Consider the following 18,622-nt stretch of genomic DNA (forward strand, 5'->3'; position numbering starts at 1 on the left):
GACGTTGAACATATTATGACCGTATATTGACCGTAAGTTGAACAACATATGACTGGCTTTCCATGATACATTGGTAATGTAGAAATTTGAAGGGGAAAAACATAATTATCTGAGGGTCGCTCATACCAGGGCGGCCTTTTTGTTTTTCCTATGGAGGAATAGTAATGAAAAGGATAAAGAATTTGAAGGAACCGCCGATTTCTAAGCAGCTATTTATGTGCAAAGGTTGCATATGGGGAGTATGGAAGGCACCTGTTCAATTCTGTTCAAAGCCTATTGGCTGTGTAAGGGCAGACGTTGGTGAGGGCAAATGAACTTTGTCCAGCCCATACGTGATCAAGAGACGATCGACGAGATCAAGGAGTTCCTTAAGGGGCAATCTGATCGGAATCATCTGATGTTTGTTTTTGGCATTAACACTGGACTAAGGATTCAGGACATATTGAAGCTTCGAGTCAGGGATGTTAGTGGTGAACAAATTGTAATGACTGAAATGAAAACTAAGAAACGGAAGTTCATTCAACTCAACCCAACGTTGAAACGGGAGATTAAGAAATATACGGCTGATATGGACAAGGATGATTATTTGTTCCCATCAAGGCAAGGTGGTAAGAACAAGCCAATCAAACGAGACATGGCATATAAGGTAATGCGCAAGGCTGCTGATGAATTTGGATTAGTGGACATAGGCACGCATACGTTGCGGAAGACCTTTGGTTATCACATGTACCAAAAGACCAAGGATATTACGCTTGTTCAAAACCTACTGAACCATTCAGATAAGAGTATCACAATGAGGTACATCGGCATGGATCAGGACATGATGAACAATGCCATGAATCGTTTTGGCCTATGAGTTATTCATAGTTAGCGAGTGTATAACTGATAACAGGGAACGGTTGACAAACCCTTGATCGGCAAGGGAAAGTAGCAACGCCGCGAGTTATGCTCTCTAATAAGATATGAGGAACTCGTATTCTATGCAAAGTATGCAATTTTACATGTGTTTTTAATGATTATCTATTAAATAGCAGCAGAAAAATGCCCTATTCTAAAAGGACTTTTTTTGAGTTTCAACGGGAAATCATCAATGCATACTTATGCATAGCGTGATATTTGTTGGAGAAAGGGTGGCATGAATGGATTGGACATCTCTAGGATGCAGTATAGTCGGCATCACTTGTATGTATTTCTTGCTTAGTAGGTCAGGTAAAGCAGCCATAAGAAAGGACTGGCAGGAGGCATTCTATTGTCTTTCTTATAGCGCCATTATCGCACTTATAATTTTTTGAGAGGGTGTTTAGATTATGTTCAGAGTCAGGGCAACGTACAGGAACGGCGATCATGAAATTGAAAGAACTATCGAGGTTGATAATCTTAATGAGCTTACTACCGATGAACGCCATAAAGTGTTTGAATTAGCAACTGGCGCAGTGACCATTACGGAGGATGAAAACGAAGAGGATACGGAAGAACATTCCATTGGTGGCTTACGCGTCAAGGTAGATATGGATACTTCTCAATTTGAAGAAAAGATAGACAGGGTAAGGGAAATATTATCCGCACCGCTCAATGAATTTGTTTCAGTTAAGGTCAGCTCATGCGATGCCGAGAAAGCCTAAACGCCCTTGTGGCAAGGTTGGTTGCAGGGAACTGGTAAGTGTCGGCCAGTACTGCGATAAGCACCGCAAGGAACGTGAACAGCGTCGTGGGACGTCAGCCAGTAGAGGCTATGGGCACAAGTGGAGGAAGGAACGACTGGAGTATTTGGAGCAACATCCGCTATGCGTGATTTGCAAGGCTGCTGGAGTGATAGAGGCTGCGACTGTGGTCGATCATATCATCCCGCATAAGGGCGACGATAAGCTGTTCTGGCGCAGGAGTAACTGGCAACCGTTGTGTGCTTCACACCATAGCGAGAAGACCGCAAGAGAGGACGGTGGGTTCGGTAATGGTTAAACAGATCGATGTTAACAAGGCTGCTCTTGACGTTGTTCAAGTACTGGCGAAGCATGATATTCCAATCTATATGATTGGAGAAGTCTTCCAGACCGCGTTTAAAACGGTGGAGAGCCAGAAGGTCAGCTCACCTTGACCCCGGGGGGGCCTGAAAAAAATTTAAAAATGAAATGGAATAGACCGCATCGGACATTAACGCAAATTTTTTTCGTTTTTTGAAACTTTTTAGAAATTGGAGGTGCCCTCATGGCAGGGAGAAACGCCAAGCCGGTTGCTCTGCACATTGCAGAGGGCAACCCAAATCGTTTGACCAGGGAAGAGATTAAGCAGCGGGAAGAATCCGAGCTAAAGCTTGGGCAAAGTGATTTGAAGAAGTTGAAAAAGCCCAAGTACATTTCTCAGGATAAGATCGCTAATAAGCTTTGGGGCGAGTTGATTAAAGAGTATCAGGAATCAGCTAAACAAGGAGTTGCGTTATTAACCAGTTCTGACGTTGGGACATTTGCATTGTACTGTAAGACGTACAGTGAGTATGAAAACCTTCTTGACCAGTACCAACGCTTGGAGAACATCGTTATTGATGAACACATTCTGGATGAGTACATTGGAGCGGCTGAGGCTGAACAGGAAGTGAATTTAAAGGCGCTTCGATATCTTTCGCAATTAGCTAGTTTAGAGGGGATATTGAAGGTTGAGACTGCGATCAATAAAAAGGTGGATATGCTTCTTAAATTGCAGGACCGCCTATTCCTTAATCCACTGGCTAAAATCAAAAATGTGGCGATGCCAAAGAAAGATGACAAAAAATCCTCCGCAATGGCCCAATTCTTGAATAGAAGAGCTGGCGGCCATGGCACATGATGAGCAACGTGCGCTAGAACCGATTGAGTTTATTCAAATGCTCCATGCAGTTGACGATTTCTATGGTCAACCGTTTATACTGCTTGACTGGCAGTATGACATTCTTCGGAATGTTTATGGTACGGTAACCGAGCGCGGTTATCGGCAATACCAATACGCTTATTTGGAAATCCCAAAGAAGAATGGGAAAACAAGTCTTATCGCGGCCGTTTCTCTTTATCATCTCGTTTGTGATCCACCAGGTGGACAGATTTACTGCTGCGCAGCTGATAAGGAACAGGCCAAGTTGGTTTACAAAGCTGCTGCCGCAATGATCGAGCAGGAACCCGAGTTTGAAGGTATTTTAAAGGTACTGGATAGTTCCAAAGAAATTAGAAACTTGATTACTGGAACCGTCATGAAGGTTCTTTCAGCTGAAGCTTTTACCAAACACGGGATTAATCCTACTGTTGTTATATTCGACGAGCTTCATGCCCAGCCAAACCGCATTTATGGGATGTTATGACCTTTGGTGCAGGAGCTGCCCGTAAAGAACCACTTTGGTGGGTAATAACTACAGCTGGAGATGATCCAGATAGAGGCTCTATTGGTTGGGAACAGCACGAATATGCAAAACAAATCCGAGATGGTGAGAAAGAGGACCCATCTTGGTATGTGAAAATATACGGAATTCCTGAAGATGGCGAGGATGCGAACGGGAATAAGATTGATATCTTTGATGAAAATCTTTGGTATGAAGTTAATCCAAGCCTGGGTCATACGATTGACATAGAAGCCGTGAGAAAAGAGGCGCTAACCGCTCGAAATAAGGAGTCGGCAGAGCGCCTTTTTCGTTGGCTGCGGCTTAATCAATGGATCTCATTAAAGAAAACAGGTTGGCAACCGCTCACTTTATGGGACAAGACGGGCGGAGAGTGGGATTTATCAGAACTTGATGGTAAACGATGCTATCCAGGGATTGACTTGTCCAGTACAACGGATATTACAGCAGTCTGTTATTTGTTCCCACCACAGGAGGGAGTTCCAGACTGGAGGGTGGTTTTTAACGCTTGGATTCCGGAAGACAACATGAAAGAGCGGGTCAGACGAGACAAAGTTTCCTATGATAGATGGGTCAAACAGGGATATCTCCTTACCACACCAGGTGATGTCGTGGATTATGACTTTGTTGAGACGAGGTTGCTAGCAGCTAACGAACAATATGCTGTTCAGACACTTGGTACGGACCCTTGGAACAGTCGAATGCTTGCCCAAAGACTTATGCGTGGCGGTGTTGATGTGGTCGAAATTCCTCAAGATATGAAACACATGAGTCCTGCCATGAAGATGATTGAACAACTCATGAAGCGTGGGCTTATGAGTCATGAAATCAATCCAGTTGCACGATGGTGTTGGGGAAATATTGTTGTAGCTATGGATGGTAACGAGAATATTAAACCTATGAAGAACAAGTCAAAAGAACGTATTGACCTCATTGTGGCCATGATTAATGCGATGGCAACCGCCATGTTGTTTGAAGAAATTGATTTGGGTGTTGAAGAGTTTGCGGAAGATGATTTCTTGAAGAAATTATGGGGTTAAAACTCCGAGGGAGGGGGGGAATGTGTGAAAACAAATCTATTAACTAGAATATTTGGGGGCGAGCGCGATACAGAGCGGCGAAGTCAAGAAATAAGCATTAATGACAGGGAGTTTTTACGTATACTTGGGCTTGATGTAGCTCCCGGAGAGATAAGTATTAAGGGCTGGAACGCTTTGAAGGTAGATACGGTATATGCCTGTATTAAAATCCTATCCGACTCTCTTTCTAAGTTGCCGTTAAAGGTATATCAAGAGGATGAATACGGCATTACAAAGGCCGCGAAACATTATCTTTTCCGGCTACTAAAGCTGCGTCCTAATCCGTATATGTCGGCATCTGATTTTTGGAAATGTGTAGAAGCAAACCGAGCGATGGGGAATGCCTATGTAAATATTGAATTTGATCAGCGTACGGGTCGGGTAATCGGTCTTTGGCCTATTCCATCTAGCAGAGTAAAGGTTTGGATTGATGATGCGTGCTTGTTGCCGGATGTAAATAACAAATATTTAAGCGGGAGAACCCGTCTTTGGTATGAGGTTGATGTTGGTAATGGTGTTAAAAGGAAGATAATGCCGGATGAAATGCTTCATTTCAAGGGCAGTGTGACACTTGATGGTCTTGTAGGTATCCATACAATGGATTACTTGAAATGCACAGCAGAAAACGCCGCCTCTGCTTCTCAATTCATTAATAATTTCTACAAGCAAGGGTTACAGGTCAAGGGGCTGGTACAGTATACCGGAACATTAGATGATGGCTCCAAAAAAGTATTCAAAGATAATTTCGAGAGCATGACATCTGGCCTAAAGAACAGCCACAGAGTAGCTATGATGCCATACGGGTATCAATTTACACCAATTGCAATTAGTATGGCTGATGCTCAATTTTTGCAGAACACGGAGCTTACTTTCCGCCAAATTGCGAATGCATTCGGCGTCAAAATGCACCAACTTAACGACTTGGCGAAGGCCACATACAGCAATGTGGAGCAGCAGCAACTTGCTTTCTATAGTGATACACAGCAGCCAATACTCACTACCTATGAACAGGAACTTTCGTACAAGCTATTTACGGATGATGAACTGGACGAAGGGTATTACTCCAAGTTTAATGTAGATGCGATTCTGAGAGCTGACCTTAAAACTCGTTACGAAGCTCACGGAAAGGGGATTGAAAAAGGGTTCATTACCCCAAATGAGGCACGAGCTGCCGAAGATAAGCCACCACTTCCTGGTGGAGATCAACTCCTATTCAACGGTAATGTAATTCCGTTGACAATGGCAGGCCAACAATACGTGAAGGGGGGTGAAGAAACTGAGCCAGAAGAGAACGAACCCAACTCCGACGAAGGAGAACAGAGCAATGCCGGCGACACTGGAGATACGGGAGACGATGGAGGGGGAGACAAGTAAACGAACTATCATCGGTTCAATTAAGTACGATTCAGAGTCCCATGTTATGCAGGATTGGTATGGTGACGAATTCGTAGAGGTTATTGCTCCTGGGGCCTTTGCAGAATTTATGAGAGAGAACAATACCGTTTCTCTTTGGTGTCACCGAACAGATCAGATCCTTGGAAATACTCGTTCTGGAACCTTAAAACTATTTGACGGTCAATCTGAGCTGAGGTTTGAACTTGATCTACCGAATAGCAGTTGGGGAAATGATGCTTATGAGAGCATCGACCGAGGTGATGTTGACGGTGTTTCCTTTGGGTTTAACGTCCGCACAAATGGAGATCGATGGTCAAAAATTGAAAGGGACGGTAAAACACTTTACAAACGAACAGTATTACTTGCGACACTCCCTGAAATCTCAATGACTCCTTTTGCAGCTTACCCCGAGAATGAAGTATCTGTTAGATCCCTTGAAGAATTCAAGGCTGAAGAAAAGCGGGCTGCAGATCAATTTGAAAAAGAAAAAATACTCTTGGAACTGGAACTATAATCCGGTTCCTTTTTGTTTGACCAAAATTTATATGAGGTGATGAACAGTGTCAAAAGAATTGCGTGCGCTATTAGCAAAATTGGATTCAGCGAAAACGGAAGTACGATCATTATTAAACCTTGATAAAACCGCTGATGCAAAAGTGAAGATGGAAGAGGTTCGTTCTCTTCAGGAGAGAATTGACATTCAGAAAGAGCTTGAAGTTGAAGAACGCGGCGGATTAGGTAACGGAGGACGTCACAGAGCCGGAGAGGAAACACCGGATCTTGAATCGCGTGAGGATGTGGAACTCGAGCAAGAATACCAGGGTATTTTCTTACGTGGTCTGCGTCGTAAAGGAATCACAGCGGACATGAGAAGCGTTATTGCTGAATATGAAAAACGTACTGTGCTGAATGAAGGGCAAACTGATCCTGCCATTCCAGACGGTGATTTGTCTATTTTAGTGCCAAAAGATGTTCAGACTCAGATTAACGAAGTGATTCGTAGCTTAGATGATCTTTCACAATACGTCAGCGTAGAGCAAGTGACGGCGCTGTCCGGCAGTCGTGTGTTAGAGGCATACGGGACTATGACTCCGTTTCAAGAGCTTAGTGAATATGATCCAATGGAAGAACACGACTCACCAAAGTTCCGTCCGGTAGAATACAAATTGAAAGATCGAGGCGGTTTCCTTCCCCTTACTAGCAATCTTCTACAAGATAGTGATCAAGCGTTATTGCGATATATCACCCGTTGGATCGGACGGAAGTCTGTTGTTACTCGGAACACCTTAATTACTCAACTTTTGTCTACCTGGACGAAAAAGGCGCTGACCAACGTTGATGCTGTTAAAAAAGTATTGAATGTCGACCTTGACCCGGCGATTAGTGCAACTGCAATTATTTTGACCAACCAGGATGGATATAATTGGCTGGATGAGCAAAAGGACAGTAACGGGCGTTACTTGCTTACAGACGACCTTACACAAGCAGGACGCAAGCTCTTTAAGGGCCGCCCCGTTTCAGTTGTGGCGAACCGTTATTTGCCTAGTGTTGGATCTTCAAGCGTTAAAGCTCCACTTATTATGGGAGATCTTAAGCAGGCCATCGCTCTATTTAGTCGCCAGTTTTATGAGCTTGCTAGCACAACTGAAGGTGGAGACGCTTGGAGACGACGTACCACAGAGTTGCGAACTGTTATCCGCGATGATATCCAGAAATGGGATGCGGAAGCCGCAATTTATGGTGAGTTGACCCTATCCTAAAATCGCAAGCGCTTAGGAATTTGAAAGAGAGGTTATAAGGGTGCAAACCAAAAATTATCAAGATCAAAATGGGAGTCGTTGGGTTGTTGAAGGAACTCTTGAAATTTCGGGAAACGGGAAAATTACTAAGGATGGCCGCGAGGTCGATTTGGAAGCGGGAAAAGTCAGCCGTAAGGAATATGATGCTTTAGCTGCTCGTGTGGCTGCACTAGAAAAGGGTGGTAGCTAATGCTTACCACCCTGGACAAAGCGAGAACGTTGGGGATTGATCCAAGTGGTGAAATCCCCGATAACGAGCTTGCCGCGCTTCTTACCATAGCATCCGTTGCTATTGAAGAGGTCTGCCGCCGGAATTTCAAGCTGCAATCCTATTCTGAACGGGTGAGCGGGATGCGCGGGTCATATCTCAGACTACCTAATTATCCTGTTCACGAAGTGAGGATTTACGAAATGGCGAACCGCCCCTTTGAAGATGTGGAAAGGCTGGAGCATGGAATCTTATTCCGACACTGTGGCTGGCCGGGCGGGGAGCGGGGGTTGACCGTGAACTACACAGCGGGTTATGTCCTGCCAAATGATGCAACAGAGGAGAATCCGGCTACGTTGCCGGAGACACTGGAATATGCTTGCGTGTTACTGGCAAAACACCTTCAGCGTGAACATGGGGTGTCATCAGAGAGGGTTGGGGATATCTCAGTAACCTATGCGGCAGCAGAAGCAGACATGCCTATGGCAGTAAAGTCTTTGATTAATCCCCATATTAGACCAGAATTATGAGGTGAGAGCATGGCAGGATCAAGATCCAGGGCGAGGCGGGTCGGTGTGCAAGTCACCGGCGAAGATAATCTGCGGCAACTAGCCGAGCGACTTCGCCCATTGACTAAGAATAAGATTCGTATTGGTATGCAGGGTGATGCTGAACTGGCTATGATTGCCGGAGTCCACGAATATGGATCTGTGAAAATGAAGATTCCTGCCCGTTCGTTTATCGGGACAGGGAAAAAGAAAGGTCAGGCTCCCATAGGTAAGTTGGTCCGGGCTGGGGTAACAGAGATTGCCCACGGGCGTAAGCGGGTAGACGAATTGTTTTCGGAGATTGGTGAGACGGGACTTGATCGAATGAAGAAAAATTTTGAACGAATTAAGCAGCCGCCCTTATCCGCCCGATATGCTTCAAGAAAGACTGGCTCCCGAAAGTTGCTGCACCGGGAAGACGAGCTGCGCGACTCCCTGATTTATGACATTGTACCGAAGGGAAGGTAATCATGCGGCAATTTAGATTTGCTGGCGTCATTCGAAAATATTTCAGACCTTATACCCTGATCCGAGACAGTGGAGGTGCATGGGTCAAGGGAAAATGGGTTCCAAGTCAACCGGAACGACTAACACGGAGCGGCAGCATCCAGCCTGTGAGCGCTCGATTGAAAGCGACAGAGGGCGGTAACTATACCGAGACAGATCGAATGTTATATACGACTTCGACGCACAGTACTGGTGAACGTATTGACTACATGGGCGTACAGTACACCGTTAATGAATCACCAGATCGAGAGTATTCCGATATCAATCAATATCTGCTGCGGAAGGTGGTCGCCAATGCTCCCGTTTGAGGATATTAGAGTTGCCATTGTTGAGGGTATGGAATCGGCTTCCGGTGGTCTGGTCATTGAAATGAACGGCGGAGGGGATACTCCTTCCGGTGATTTCATGACTTATAGTTTCGTTGGCGGCTTCGCTTCCACTGGAGGACAACCGATCATTACCCAGCAGTTAGGAAAGCAGTACAGGATGGAGACGGTGACATTTACCGTCTCTTTTAATTGTTATGCGGATGACTCAGACATAGCTCTAGTTAACGCCATGAGGGCGAGAGATTGGTTTAAGTCAGATGGACATGATCTGTTAAAGGACAAACTTGACGTGATCGTGATTGAGATTGGAGAGATCCAGAACCGGGACATTAACATTGGTGAAGAGTGGGAACGGCGTCAGGGCTTTGATGTTGAGTTTCGGGCCACGGATGTTGTAGCAACAGACATGTCAGGCTGGATTGATACTGCACCAATACAAAGGAGTGATAAGTTTTGAGTATTAGCGACGTTACTGTAAACATAGCTGTACTGAAGCCAACACCTATTTTGGGTGGGTTTGGCAAACCCTTAATTCTAGGATCCAGTACAGCGGGTAAAGAATTTAAAGATTACTTAGATATAGATGCCGTGAAGACTGATTATGCTGCCAGTACCGAGGAATATAAAGCGGCGGCTGCGCTTTTTGCACAGAAGAACCCGCCAGCAGAAATTGCGATTGTATCTAGGAGAACGGGCGCAACACCTGAGACATTGACAGATATTTTACCAAAACTGTTTTTGAAAGATTGGCATTTTCTCGTTACGACGAGCACGGCTGTATTGGACATTACCACTATAGGTGATGCTATCGAGGCAGATAAATCCAGACAATTTTTCTTCCGTACAAGCGATAAAGCCGATTTGGCTACAATCTTGGCTAAGAAATACACTCGAACCTATGGTGTTTATCATATTGCAGCAGAAGTTGCTAAATATCCAGAAGCATGCTGGATCGGCGCAGCTGGAAGTCTCCCACCTGGCTCGATTACTTGGATGGGATGGACACTAACCGGTATTGCACCACTGGATGTTACAGCGACAGAGTTAGCAGCTATCCACGCACTTGGTGCCAACACATACGTGACCAAAGCGGGAACTAATGTCACCAGTGAATGCAAGTCTGGTAGCGGTGATTATATCGACTTCATTCACTCCCAGGACTACATTGTTTTTAGCATTCAATACGCCGTTCAAGATTTATTCAATCAGGCACAGCACGCATTACAAAAGATCAGTTACAACAATACGGGTATCGCTCAAATTGAGAGTGCCGTTCGGACGGTTCTGCATCGGTCATTTCTAAATGGCATGATTGCTACTGACGATGATAACGTTCCATTGTATAACACGACGTTTCCACCACGTAGTCAAGTTGATCCGGCACAGGTGGCAGCACGCAATTATCCAGATGGAAAGTTTGAATTTGTTCAGGCGGGAGCCATACACAAAACGGCCATTCGTGGCACTATTAAATTTGCATAGGAGGGGTTAGGGTGTCAGAAGCAAAAACATATGATGCAATGGACGTCTCTGTAATTGTTGGAGGCGTCTTTTTAACGGGATTCGGAGAAGACCTAGTAACTGTGGCGAAGGACGAAGAAAACTTTTCAACTAAAGTAGGGGCACAAGGAGATGTGGTCCGAACGAAGGTTAATAACCCACTTGGCACAATTACTGTTACCCTTCAAAGCACCAGCCCACAAGCCGCATATTTGGATGGACTGGCTAACAGCCAGAAGATTGTACCTGTATCAGTTATGTACTCGGGTACGCCAAAGGAAACGAATACTGCAACACAAGCTTATCTGAAAAAACCAGCTGACCGGGAATATGGCGGAGAAGCTGGCGATCGTTCCTATGAGTTTCAATGTCTTGATTTAAGCATGAACTAAAATCCAAAATTGAGAGGGGCCTATATCAATGGCTAATTTTAAACAGAAAGAGTACAAATCTAAATCAGGAAAAAGTTATACCTTCCAGCATCCAGGCGTACGCGCAATATCTAAAATCAATGATGGCTCAAAAAATAAATTTGGAGTGATTCTGGAAGAACGCTTATCTGAAGAAGTACTCAAACATGTTATCGTGGATCCTAAAATGAAAATTGATGATTTCAACGATTACACGGAATATAGTGAAGTTGTTAATGCAGCATACGCCTTTGTGACAGGAAATGATGAAAATGAGGGCGCCGACGATGGCGATCAGCAAGAAGGAAGCTAAGAAACGAGCACGATCTAATTGGAGTCAATGGAGGCTGCTACTCTCCGATATGGGCATTACGTATAATGATCTAAATAGTATGGATGATGATGACATTGCCGAAGCGAACGCAGCTTTAGACCTTCATATTGAACAGACAAACAAAGCAAATAAGAAGAAATAGGAGACGTCCTTTAGGGCGTCTTCTTTTGTTCGGAAAGGAGGAACTATGGCAGGCGGTATAATCGGTTCACTAATGTATGCAGTTGGGTTCAAGTTCAACTCTAAGGGAATAAACGATGCAGATAAAAAGGTTGGTAAACTCACAAAAACTGTGGTCGGACTTGGGGCTGCTGGTGTAGCTGCAATGACTGGAATCGGAATTGCTGGGGTACATGCTGCTTCTAAATTTGAAACGGCTATGAAGCAAGTTCAGGGGGCAACTGGAGCAACCGTGAAACAGATGGAAGCAACTAGAGAGGTTGCTAAAAATCTGTACTCTAACAATTTTGGTGAGGATTGGAACGACTTAGGAACAGCGATTTCAAATGTTCAGCAAGTTACTGGCCAAACAGGAGAAGAACTTGAGAACACCACTCGAAACGCAATTCTACTTCGGGATCAATTCGGATTTGAAATTCCGGAATCCATCAAATCCGCTGATACTATGATGCGACAGTTTGGGATCACCTCCGAAGAGTCATATAACTTACTGGCGCAAGGCGCACAGCGGGGACTTGATAAATCCGGCGAACTGGTGGATTCAGCCAATGAATATGCTAACCAGTTCAAGAGCTTGGGCTTTACGGCTGACGAGATGTTTGACGTTTTTGCCGCTGGCTCTGCCGAAGGTGTCTTTCAAGTTGATAAAGTTGGAGACGCCGTGAAGGAATTTAATATAAGGTCTAAGGATGCCAGTAAGACATCAATGGATGCCTTTACCGCGCTGGGCCTTAACGCTGATGCAATGATGCAGACCTTTGCCAAAGGTGGACCAGACGCGAAACAGGCATTTAGCGATATCGTCTCTATGATATCGGATATCGAGGACCCCGTTGCCCGTAACAATATTGGTGTTGCTTTGATGGGTTCGCAGTTCGAAGACCTTGAGGTTAATGTCATATCGGCAATGGGGGCTGCAACGAGATCCTTTGATAAAACAAAAAAGACGATGGATGAGCTTAATAAAATCAAATTTGAAAAGCCTGGCGAGGCATTTAAAATGTTTGGAAGGCAGGTCGAGGTTGGAATATTAATTCCAATTGGTCAAAAGCTGCTACCTTACTTGAATGCCTTTGGGCAATGGCTATCTGACCATAAGCCGCAGATCGAAGCGGTGGGCAATGCAATCGGTGACGGGCTTGGTGCAGCAATCAATATGGTAAGCGGTTGGATTCAGGCGGCAATGCCATATCTACAACAATTTGGAACACAAGCATTGCAGGTGTTTGGGTACCTGATTGATAAGGGGAAAGAATTGTGGACTTCTATCCAGCCAGTGGCCGTCATGATCGGTGAGACATTGTTAAATGCCGCAGTTCAATTATGGCCACATATCCAGCAAATTGGCTCTTCAATTGCTGATGCAGCTAAAGCATTCTACGATTGGGAAGGATTTGCACCGGTGGTGAGCGGAATTGTCGCGGCACTGGTCACATATAAAACAGTCGTAGGCACGATAACAGTCGCAACCAAGATTGCAGCAGCAGCGACCAAAGCATGGACTGCAATTCAGAAAGCTTTCAGTATAGTCATGGCTGCCAATCCTATTGGCATAATTATCGCCGCCCTAGTGGGTTTAGGCGTGGGGCTGGTAGTCGCTTATAAAAAATCAGATAAGTTCCGGGCGTTTATTGACGGGATGTGGTCTGGGATCAAGACGGCTACCATGGCAGTACTGAATTTTTTCAAAATTACAGTTCCCCAGACCTTCATGACAGCCTTTAACGCAGTGACTGGATTTTTGAAGACTTGGGGAGTAACGATTCTGGTTGTAATTGGTGGTCCAATTGCATGGATCGTTGCTTTGGTCGTTAAATATTGGGATGAAATTAAGGCAGTGACATTTGCAGTGTTCAGTGCAATTGGTAGCTGGTTGTCATCCATATGGAGCAGCATCAGTAGCAATATTTCTGGGGCTGTCAGGGCTGTGTGGAATGCAATTACCGGGGCATGGAACAATGTATTTTCGATAACTAACTCTCTGATGACCAAAGTTTGGAACAAGATCACTGCTATATGGGCGCAGATTGTTGGAAGCATCAAGACAGCCGGAGTCAATGTCTGGACTGCCGTTTCGGATATGTGGGGAAAGGTGACAAGTTTTTTCAATGGGATCAACCTCTTTGATACAGGGAAAAAAATTATTAGTGGTCTGATAGATGGAATTTCGAATATGGCATCGACCTTGATGGAGAAGGTCAAAAGCATAGCGGATGGCATTAAAGATTTCTTTGGTTTTAAAACCTCTGCAAGCGTGTCTGTTTCTACTGAAACTACTGGCATAAAGGCAGTAGACGGAAGCCACGCGAATGGGCTGCCTTACGTTCCGTGGGACGGTTATATCGGTGAATTGCACAAAGGCGAACGCGTTTTAACGGCTAAAGAAAACCAGGCGTATTCCCAGCCGGAAGCAACATTTCCTAAGTTTGACTTCCCAATTTATCAAATGCCGGCTTTTGAATTGCCTGATTTTCAAATAGCTCAGATAAACATTCCTTTCGCGAAGCAGGAACCCGTAGCAGCAAAGCCTGATTACGAGCCACACACACCTGAATCATCCCCAGCACGAATGACAACAAATAATCATCGTGCAGATTTTAAGCCAATCTTTAATATTAAGGTTTCAGGTAATGCCGATGATAAGACCATTTCAAATCTGCGGGAGACGATTCGGCAAGAAATGCAAGATGTATTTGAATCATATATGCGCAGCGTAGGATTGGAAGGTGCGTAAATGGCACTTATTGATGGCAAATACATTACTGTAGAGAATGAATCACCGTCCTTTCCCGTAACTGTGACAGAGCAACCGGTTGAAAAAGGGATCAACTTAATTGATCATGTGCAGGCACAGGCCCGGACGCTATCATTAACGGGAGTTATTGTTGGTACGGATGCAGCGAAGACACGCGCCTATATCATAGCTGCGAAAGACAAAGGCACAATCATTAATTACGTCGGCAGAAATCAATTCAAAGGTCTCATTACTGATTTTTCGACAGGACATGATTACACCACTGCGGATGGATTTACTTTTACGATGGAGCTGCGAGAGATAAAGATTGCAACGTCTTCTTATGTGGAGACGTTGCCACCTCCAATCAAGGCTCAGGTTACTAAGATCGTAAATTCTGGAACTAAGCAAACCCAGGAGAAAAAAACTGCAAAAACGACTACTAAGAAGAAAAGTAATAATACAAGTAAGAAAAAAGTAAAGGAAAAGGAAAAAGAAAAAGTTCAGAAAGTAAAATTTAAAACCGGAAGTAAATGGGCAACATGAGGCGGTGAATTATGGAATTTATCGAGATAGAGAAGGACAACATCCCTTATCGTTTTGACATATCTATCGCTGGTGAAATGTTTGGGTTTGAAGTCCATTACAATGCTGACTATGATTTTTTTACGGTGGATCTTGAAAAGAATGGAGAAGTGCTGGTATATGGGGAAAAGTTAGTTTATGGGCAAACACTCTTTTATGACGTCCAAGATAACCGATTTCCTAGATTACCTATTGTTCCTTGGGATGAATCGGAAATAAGCACAGCAGTAACATGGGAGACGCTTGGTATAAGCGTCTTTTTGTTTGTTATTGATGAGGATGAGGAAGATGACGAGTAAAAATTTTGGCCGTGTCGTGGAGATTATGACTGCTAATATGAAATTCACTCTTGATAAATACACGATGGAAGGGACGGTTCCATTTGACAACGACACTTTACCTAATGAGTCGGAACTGAGGATATGGAACCTGTCACAAACAACGATAAATAACATCAAGCGTAACGCTGTCCTAATGGTGAATGCTGGTTACACCGGAGATGTTGGGCTTATCCTCCATGGTCGAATTTCATCGGTTCGAACCAAATGGGAGGGCGTAGATAAAATAACGACTGTTTATGTCTTGGATAGTGAGGATCTCTCTAAGCGAGAAGTTACAGAGATTGCTTTTGCAAAGGGGACACTAGCCAGTGCGATCATTAAGCAGATGGCGGGGTATATCGGTTTGCCTGTAGCGCAAATGGCACTTAACCAGGACTACAGATATCAAGATGGTTACACAGCAAAGGGAAAAGTCACCGACATCATATCGGAGGTTTGCAAGGACTGTGGAACATCTTGTTATATCAATCAAAGCAAACTCTATATTCGAAATATTCGTAATGGTGCTGATTCTGTTTTTGCCTTGTCTCCAGAAACGGGTTTGATAGGATCTCCAGAATATTTCGAGGACAATGGCATTCAGGGATACAATATTTCCGCACAGCTGCAACAACGAATCACAACGGCTTCTGTTATTAATTTGACTTGCAGGGAATGGTCAGGAAAGCTTCATATTCGTAGTGGAACCCATAAGTTTTCCAATACAGGAGACTTTATCACAGAAACGGAGGCGATTATGTGAGTAGAGCAAATCCAGCAGGAGCACTTTCCCGTTTGCTTGGCGCGTATGCGGGTACACAAGGCGACGATATCAGTGTTGCGATGCCTTGCAAGGTTATTTCCTTCGATGATGCTAAGTTGAATGCTGTTGTGCAGCCATTACTTAAACTGACGAGTGGACAACCCGCACAGATAATGTCTGTCCCGGTCGTAGGGCAAAAGGTCGAATTTGAAATTAATCTTGGTGCTGGGATGCAGAAATTCGAAACAATTATGCGTCCACTATTAAAGGCTGGAGACGTTGTTTATGTTGTTTGTGCTGATGCTGAACTTAAAAATACATTATCCGGTCAAGTGGCAGCCCCGGACACCGAAAGGCGACACAGTCGAATGGATGCTGTAATCGTAGGGGTGTTACCATGCAGTCTATAAAACTAGATATTTCCGGTGATTTGGTGTTTTTAGACGGTGAATTGCAACTAATCTCCGGTCCTGAGGAAATTGCTCAATGTTGCACTTTGGCAGCAGGAACCAATAAAGGCGAGTGGATACTGGATCCAGACATGGGTATTGATTTTAAGCGGATCACTGGAAAAGGGGTTACTGAAGAAGAAATTCGCGACGAATTGACCAGTGGAGTTTTACAAGAACCGCGTATTCAGAGCGTAGATACGGTGACTGTAACCTTTGACAGAAAGAAACGAACAGCTACAGCAGATTTTACGGCTACAGCTGTCAACGGCGATGTAATTACGGTTGAGGGGGTCGAGACCGTTGTTGGATAGCACAGGTTTTAAACGACTACGATTTGATGATCTATTTTCGCAAATGGAGGATAAAGCCAAGGAATCATTTGGAGACACGGTTAACACTTCGGTTCGCTCACCGCTTGGAATTATACTTCGTATTTTTGCTTGGTTTTTAGCTATTATTTGGAGCACCGCAGAGGACGTATACAACAGCGGATATATTCCAACGGCCACCGGCAACAACTTGGATAGGCTGGGTCCGCAAGTTGGTATATCCCGAACGCTTGCCCAATGGGCAGCGGGATCATTGGAAATCACGGGAACTATAGGCTTTACTGTTCCGGCGGGTACCCGTGCGGCGACGAAATCCGGTGTAGTGTTTGAGACAATGGCTGATGTTACACTGACCACTGGTGCCGCCACCGTTGCAATTGAGGCGTTGGAACCGGGAGTATCAGGCAATGTCGCGGCGGGGGCAATATCTGTGGTAGTTAACCCGGTACCGGACATTACTGGTGTGACCAACGTTGTAGCCGTGACGGGGGGCAGGGAAAAGGAGACAGACGCCGAATTTCGCAGTCGCTTTGATTTGTCCGTGGCGGGTGGCGGCGCGGCTTCCGTGGATGCACTTCGGGGAGCGCTGCTAAGAATGCCCACCGTCCGAGCAGCAGCGATCATCGAGAACACAGGTATGACAAAGGATGCTGCCGGACGGCCACCCAAGTCTTTCGAAGCTTATGTGCTGGGCGGGGATGAGCTGGAAATCTCTAAGGCAATCTTTGCAACCAAGTCCGGCGGCGTAGAAGCTCACGGGAGCATCAGTAAGCAAGTTGCCGATTTGGGTGGACAGCTGCACACGGTTAAGTTTTCCCGTGCAAACGAGGTGGGGATCAAAGTATCTGTATCTGTGACCAAAAACGCTCAATACCCGATCGATGGTGATGACCAAATTCGATCAGCCATTATTACGTATATCGGCGGCGAAGATGCCGCAGGGTCCTATTACAACGGCTTAAGCATGGGAGCAACCGTAGTGTATACCCGATTAATCAGTGTTGTATCCAATGTTGAGGGGGTCGAAGATATGATCTTAACAGTGGGCAAGACGAGCGGAGGCCTTGGCAGTTCTAATGTGCCTATTCAGGTTTATGAAGTAGCTCGGGCACGAGCGGCGGATATTATGGTGAACAGTCATGTTTAGTGTTAAGGACATGCTACGACGCTTTGCGGACACCTATAATAAAAATCCGGAAAGCAACTTGGGTAAGATGATAAGCATTTTGCATGGGGAATTGGCAAGAGTCGGTGAGACGCTGGAACGTGTCCGTGAGTGGAAAGACATTGATGCTGCCCAAGGCACGACGCTGGACCGAATAGGCTCCAATGTGGTCCAGCCACGAGGGGCAGCGACTGACGAGGTATACCGAGTACTGCTAAAGTCCAAGATTGCCCGAAATCTATCTAAAACGGACGTTAACACCATTATCCAGGTGCTAGCCCTTGCTTTGGACTGTGATTACTCAGATATCAAAATCCAAGAGAAATTTGCCGATCCACTGGAGCCGGAGCCAGCGGCAATCAACTTGATTCGTGTTCCAGTCCGGCGCTTGAATGAGGTTGGCATGTCCCCATTACAGTTTGCCCGAATCATACAAAAGACGGTTGCAGCAGGCGTCCGAGTGGCTCAAATTGAGCTTGCTGGGACGTTTGCTTTGTCCTCTCAGTATGATGTGCTTGAAACAAGCTCATTAGGACTTTCGGACACGGATATGACTACGGGTGGGGAGTTAGGAACGGTATACGCACCAGGCGATGATTATCCATTACCTATATAGTATTTAGG

27 protein-coding genes are annotated in these 18,622 nt (G+C 45.0%); all 27 read left to right on the plus strand.

All coding sequences use genetic code 11. The features are described from left to right. Positions 1 to 310 precede the first annotated feature (310 nt). The 27 genes from NYE35_RS09555 (at position 311) to NYE35_RS09685 (ending at position 18,614) form a co-directional block, all read left to right on the plus strand. On the plus strand, positions 311 to 856 hold the full coding sequence (locus NYE35_RS09555) for a site-specific integrase (protein ID WP_341120787.1): 546 nt from the start codon (positions 311 to 313) through the stop codon (positions 854 to 856). Positions 857 to 1,307: 451 nt separating this feature from the next. Continuing rightward, positions 1,308 to 1,622 carry a hypothetical protein gene (locus NYE35_RS09560; protein ID WP_341120789.1) on the plus strand — a complete coding sequence of 105 codons (315 nt, stop codon included), beginning with the start codon at positions 1,308 to 1,310 and terminating at the stop codon, positions 1,620 to 1,622. Then, positions 1,606 to 1,959 carry an HNH endonuclease gene (locus tag NYE35_RS09565; RefSeq protein ID WP_341120791.1) on the plus strand — a complete coding sequence of 118 codons (354 nt, stop codon included), beginning with the start codon at positions 1,606 to 1,608 and terminating at the stop codon, positions 1,957 to 1,959. Before NYE35_RS09560 ends, NYE35_RS09565 begins: the two co-directional genes overlap by 17 nt. Beyond that, complete coding sequence (locus NYE35_RS09570; RefSeq protein WP_341120793.1) at positions 1,952 to 2,095, plus strand: hypothetical protein; 144 nt, start codon at positions 1,952 to 1,954, stop codon at positions 2,093 to 2,095. Before NYE35_RS09565 ends, NYE35_RS09570 begins: the two co-directional genes overlap by 8 nt. A gap of 110 nt (positions 2,096 to 2,205) precedes the next feature. Beyond that, positions 2,206 to 2,820 (plus strand): terminase, encoded by a 615-nt coding sequence (locus NYE35_RS09575; RefSeq protein ID WP_341109799.1) that lies wholly within the window; start codon positions 2,206 to 2,208, stop codon positions 2,818 to 2,820. Beyond that, a complete protein-coding gene (locus NYE35_RS09580; protein ID WP_341120795.1) occupies positions 2,810 to 3,325 on the plus strand; it encodes a terminase large subunit domain-containing protein in 516 nt (171 codons plus the stop codon). The genes NYE35_RS09575 and NYE35_RS09580 overlap by 11 nt, the downstream gene beginning before the upstream one ends. Further along, positions 3,322 to 4,401 (plus strand): terminase TerL endonuclease subunit, encoded by a 1,080-nt coding sequence (locus tag NYE35_RS09585; protein WP_341120796.1) that lies wholly within the window; start codon positions 3,322 to 3,324, stop codon positions 4,399 to 4,401. The genes NYE35_RS09580 and NYE35_RS09585 overlap by 4 nt, the downstream gene beginning before the upstream one ends. A gap of 24 nt (positions 4,402 to 4,425) precedes the next feature. Further along, the gene (locus NYE35_RS09590) at positions 4,426 to 5,814 is read left to right on the plus strand and encodes a phage portal protein (protein WP_445321950.1); all 1,389 of its coding nucleotides are present in this window, start codon (positions 4,426 to 4,428) and stop codon (positions 5,812 to 5,814) included. After that, entirely contained in the window at positions 5,765 to 6,349 is a 585-nt protein-coding gene (locus tag NYE35_RS09595; RefSeq protein ID WP_341120798.1) for an HK97 family phage prohead protease, read from the plus strand. The genes NYE35_RS09590 and NYE35_RS09595 overlap by 50 nt, the downstream gene beginning before the upstream one ends. Positions 6,350 to 6,395: 46 nt before the next feature. After that, positions 6,396 to 7,595: a phage major capsid protein gene (locus NYE35_RS09600; RefSeq protein ID WP_341120800.1), complete on the plus strand. Its 1,200-nt coding sequence runs from the start codon at positions 6,396 to 6,398 to the stop codon at positions 7,593 to 7,595. A 40-nt stretch (positions 7,596 to 7,635) separates the two neighbouring features. Continuing rightward, positions 7,636 to 7,824 (plus strand): hypothetical protein, encoded by a 189-nt coding sequence (locus tag NYE35_RS09605; protein WP_341109803.1) that lies wholly within the window; start codon positions 7,636 to 7,638, stop codon positions 7,822 to 7,824. Then, positions 7,824 to 8,372 (plus strand): phage gp6-like head-tail connector protein, encoded by a 549-nt coding sequence (locus tag NYE35_RS09610; protein WP_341120802.1) that lies wholly within the window; start codon positions 7,824 to 7,826, stop codon positions 8,370 to 8,372. Before NYE35_RS09605 ends, NYE35_RS09610 begins: the two co-directional genes overlap by 1 nt. A gap of 9 nt (positions 8,373 to 8,381) precedes the next feature. Beyond that, positions 8,382 to 8,858, plus strand: coding sequence for a hypothetical protein (locus NYE35_RS09615; RefSeq protein ID WP_341109805.1), 477 nt, complete (start codon positions 8,382 to 8,384; stop codon positions 8,856 to 8,858). A 2-nt stretch (positions 8,859 to 8,860) separates the two neighbouring features. Next, positions 8,861 to 9,205, plus strand: coding sequence for a hypothetical protein (locus NYE35_RS09620; protein ID WP_341086039.1), 345 nt, complete (start codon positions 8,861 to 8,863; stop codon positions 9,203 to 9,205). Continuing rightward, positions 9,192 to 9,683: a phage neck terminator protein gene (locus NYE35_RS09625; protein WP_341120806.1), complete on the plus strand. Its 492-nt coding sequence runs from the start codon at positions 9,192 to 9,194 to the stop codon at positions 9,681 to 9,683. The genes NYE35_RS09620 and NYE35_RS09625 overlap by 14 nt, the downstream gene beginning before the upstream one ends. Continuing rightward, positions 9,680 to 10,708: a DUF3383 family protein gene (locus NYE35_RS09630; RefSeq protein WP_341120808.1), complete on the plus strand. Its 1,029-nt coding sequence runs from the start codon at positions 9,680 to 9,682 to the stop codon at positions 10,706 to 10,708. The genes NYE35_RS09625 and NYE35_RS09630 overlap by 4 nt, the downstream gene beginning before the upstream one ends. Before the next feature lie 11 nt (positions 10,709 to 10,719). Next, positions 10,720 to 11,118 carry a phage structural protein gene (locus NYE35_RS09635; protein WP_340395296.1) on the plus strand — a complete coding sequence of 133 codons (399 nt, stop codon included), beginning with the start codon at positions 10,720 to 10,722 and terminating at the stop codon, positions 11,116 to 11,118. A 28-nt stretch (positions 11,119 to 11,146) separates the two neighbouring features. Beyond that, positions 11,147 to 11,449 (plus strand): hypothetical protein, encoded by a 303-nt coding sequence (locus NYE35_RS09640; RefSeq protein ID WP_340395297.1) that lies wholly within the window; start codon positions 11,147 to 11,149, stop codon positions 11,447 to 11,449. Further along, positions 11,424 to 11,612: a hypothetical protein gene (locus tag NYE35_RS09645; protein ID WP_280787001.1), complete on the plus strand. Its 189-nt coding sequence runs from the start codon at positions 11,424 to 11,426 to the stop codon at positions 11,610 to 11,612. The genes NYE35_RS09640 and NYE35_RS09645 overlap by 26 nt, the downstream gene beginning before the upstream one ends. Before the next feature lie 45 nt (positions 11,613 to 11,657). After that, a complete protein-coding gene (locus tag NYE35_RS09650) occupies positions 11,658 to 14,384 on the plus strand; it encodes a phage tail tape measure protein (protein ID WP_341120809.1) in 2,727 nt (908 codons plus the stop codon). Next, positions 14,385 to 14,930, plus strand: a complete 546-nt coding sequence (locus NYE35_RS09655) for a phage baseplate protein (RefSeq protein ID WP_341086045.1) — start codon at positions 14,385 to 14,387, stop codon at positions 14,928 to 14,930. A gap of 11 nt (positions 14,931 to 14,941) precedes the next feature. Beyond that, positions 14,942 to 15,268: a phage baseplate plug family protein gene (locus NYE35_RS09660; RefSeq protein WP_341120811.1), complete on the plus strand. Its 327-nt coding sequence runs from the start codon at positions 14,942 to 14,944 to the stop codon at positions 15,266 to 15,268. Beyond that, entirely contained in the window at positions 15,258 to 16,052 is a 795-nt protein-coding gene (locus NYE35_RS09665; protein WP_076316782.1) for a phage protein, read from the plus strand. Before NYE35_RS09660 ends, NYE35_RS09665 begins: the two co-directional genes overlap by 11 nt. Beyond that, positions 16,049 to 16,462, plus strand: a complete 414-nt coding sequence (locus NYE35_RS09670; protein WP_341120813.1) for a Gp138 family membrane-puncturing spike protein — start codon at positions 16,049 to 16,051, stop codon at positions 16,460 to 16,462. The genes NYE35_RS09665 and NYE35_RS09670 overlap by 4 nt, the downstream gene beginning before the upstream one ends. Beyond that, positions 16,450 to 16,815, plus strand: coding sequence for a DUF2634 domain-containing protein (locus tag NYE35_RS09675; RefSeq protein WP_341120815.1), 366 nt, complete (start codon positions 16,450 to 16,452; stop codon positions 16,813 to 16,815). Before NYE35_RS09670 ends, NYE35_RS09675 begins: the two co-directional genes overlap by 13 nt. After that, positions 16,805 to 17,980 carry a baseplate J/gp47 family protein gene (locus NYE35_RS09680; RefSeq protein ID WP_341109813.1) on the plus strand — a complete coding sequence of 392 codons (1,176 nt, stop codon included), beginning with the start codon at positions 16,805 to 16,807 and terminating at the stop codon, positions 17,978 to 17,980. The genes NYE35_RS09675 and NYE35_RS09680 overlap by 11 nt, the downstream gene beginning before the upstream one ends. Continuing rightward, positions 17,973 to 18,614, plus strand: coding sequence for a hypothetical protein (locus NYE35_RS09685; protein WP_076316786.1), 642 nt, complete (start codon positions 17,973 to 17,975; stop codon positions 18,612 to 18,614). The genes NYE35_RS09680 and NYE35_RS09685 overlap by 8 nt, the downstream gene beginning before the upstream one ends. Positions 18,615 to 18,622 lie beyond the last annotated feature (8 nt).

This window comes from Paenibacillus sp. FSL L8-0494 (assembly GCF_038003695.1).
Classification (GTDB): Bacteria; Bacillota; Bacilli; order Paenibacillales; family Paenibacillaceae; genus Paenibacillus_AQ; species Paenibacillus_AQ odorifer.

Excerpts from the sequence above, each read along its gene's own strand:
- NYE35_RS09555 (WP_341120787.1), top strand. The coding sequence starts at position 311 with ATGAACTTTGTCCAGCCCATACGTGATCAAGAGACGATCGACGAGATC.
- NYE35_RS09560 (WP_341120789.1), top strand. The coding sequence starts at position 1,308 with ATGTTCAGAGTCAGGGCAACGTACAGGAACGGCGATCATGAAATTGAA.
- NYE35_RS09565 (WP_341120791.1), top strand. The coding sequence starts at position 1,606 with ATGCCGAGAAAGCCTAAACGCCCTTGTGGCAAGGTTGGTTGCAGGGAA.
- NYE35_RS09570 (WP_341120793.1), top strand. The coding sequence starts at position 1,952 with ATGGTTAAACAGATCGATGTTAACAAGGCTGCTCTTGACGTTGTTCAA.
- NYE35_RS09575 (WP_341109799.1), top strand. The coding sequence starts at position 2,206 with ATGGCAGGGAGAAACGCCAAGCCGGTTGCTCTGCACATTGCAGAGGGC.
- NYE35_RS09580 (WP_341120795.1), top strand. The coding sequence starts at position 2,810 with ATGGCACATGATGAGCAACGTGCGCTAGAACCGATTGAGTTTATTCAA.
- NYE35_RS09585 (WP_341120796.1), top strand. The coding sequence starts at position 3,322 with ATGACCTTTGGTGCAGGAGCTGCCCGTAAAGAACCACTTTGGTGGGTA.
- NYE35_RS09595 (WP_341120798.1), top strand. The coding sequence starts at position 5,765 with ATGCCGGCGACACTGGAGATACGGGAGACGATGGAGGGGGAGACAAGT.
- NYE35_RS09610 (WP_341120802.1), top strand. The coding sequence starts at position 7,824 with ATGCTTACCACCCTGGACAAAGCGAGAACGTTGGGGATTGATCCAAGT.
- NYE35_RS09615 (WP_341109805.1), top strand. The coding sequence starts at position 8,382 with ATGGCAGGATCAAGATCCAGGGCGAGGCGGGTCGGTGTGCAAGTCACC.
- NYE35_RS09620 (WP_341086039.1), top strand. The coding sequence starts at position 8,861 with ATGCGGCAATTTAGATTTGCTGGCGTCATTCGAAAATATTTCAGACCT.
- NYE35_RS09625 (WP_341120806.1), top strand. The coding sequence starts at position 9,192 with ATGCTCCCGTTTGAGGATATTAGAGTTGCCATTGTTGAGGGTATGGAA.
- NYE35_RS09640 (WP_340395297.1), top strand. The coding sequence starts at position 11,147 with ATGGCTAATTTTAAACAGAAAGAGTACAAATCTAAATCAGGAAAAAGT.
- NYE35_RS09645 (WP_280787001.1), top strand. The coding sequence starts at position 11,424 with ATGGCGATCAGCAAGAAGGAAGCTAAGAAACGAGCACGATCTAATTGG.
- NYE35_RS09650 (WP_341120809.1), top strand. The coding sequence starts at position 11,658 with ATGGCAGGCGGTATAATCGGTTCACTAATGTATGCAGTTGGGTTCAAG.
- NYE35_RS09655 (WP_341086045.1), top strand. The coding sequence starts at position 14,385 with ATGGCACTTATTGATGGCAAATACATTACTGTAGAGAATGAATCACCG.
- NYE35_RS09660 (WP_341120811.1), top strand. The coding sequence starts at position 14,942 with ATGGAATTTATCGAGATAGAGAAGGACAACATCCCTTATCGTTTTGAC.
- NYE35_RS09665 (WP_076316782.1), top strand. The coding sequence starts at position 15,258 with ATGACGAGTAAAAATTTTGGCCGTGTCGTGGAGATTATGACTGCTAAT.
- NYE35_RS09675 (WP_341120815.1), top strand. The coding sequence starts at position 16,450 with ATGCAGTCTATAAAACTAGATATTTCCGGTGATTTGGTGTTTTTAGAC.
- NYE35_RS09685 (WP_076316786.1), top strand. The coding sequence starts at position 17,973 with ATGTTTAGTGTTAAGGACATGCTACGACGCTTTGCGGACACCTATAAT.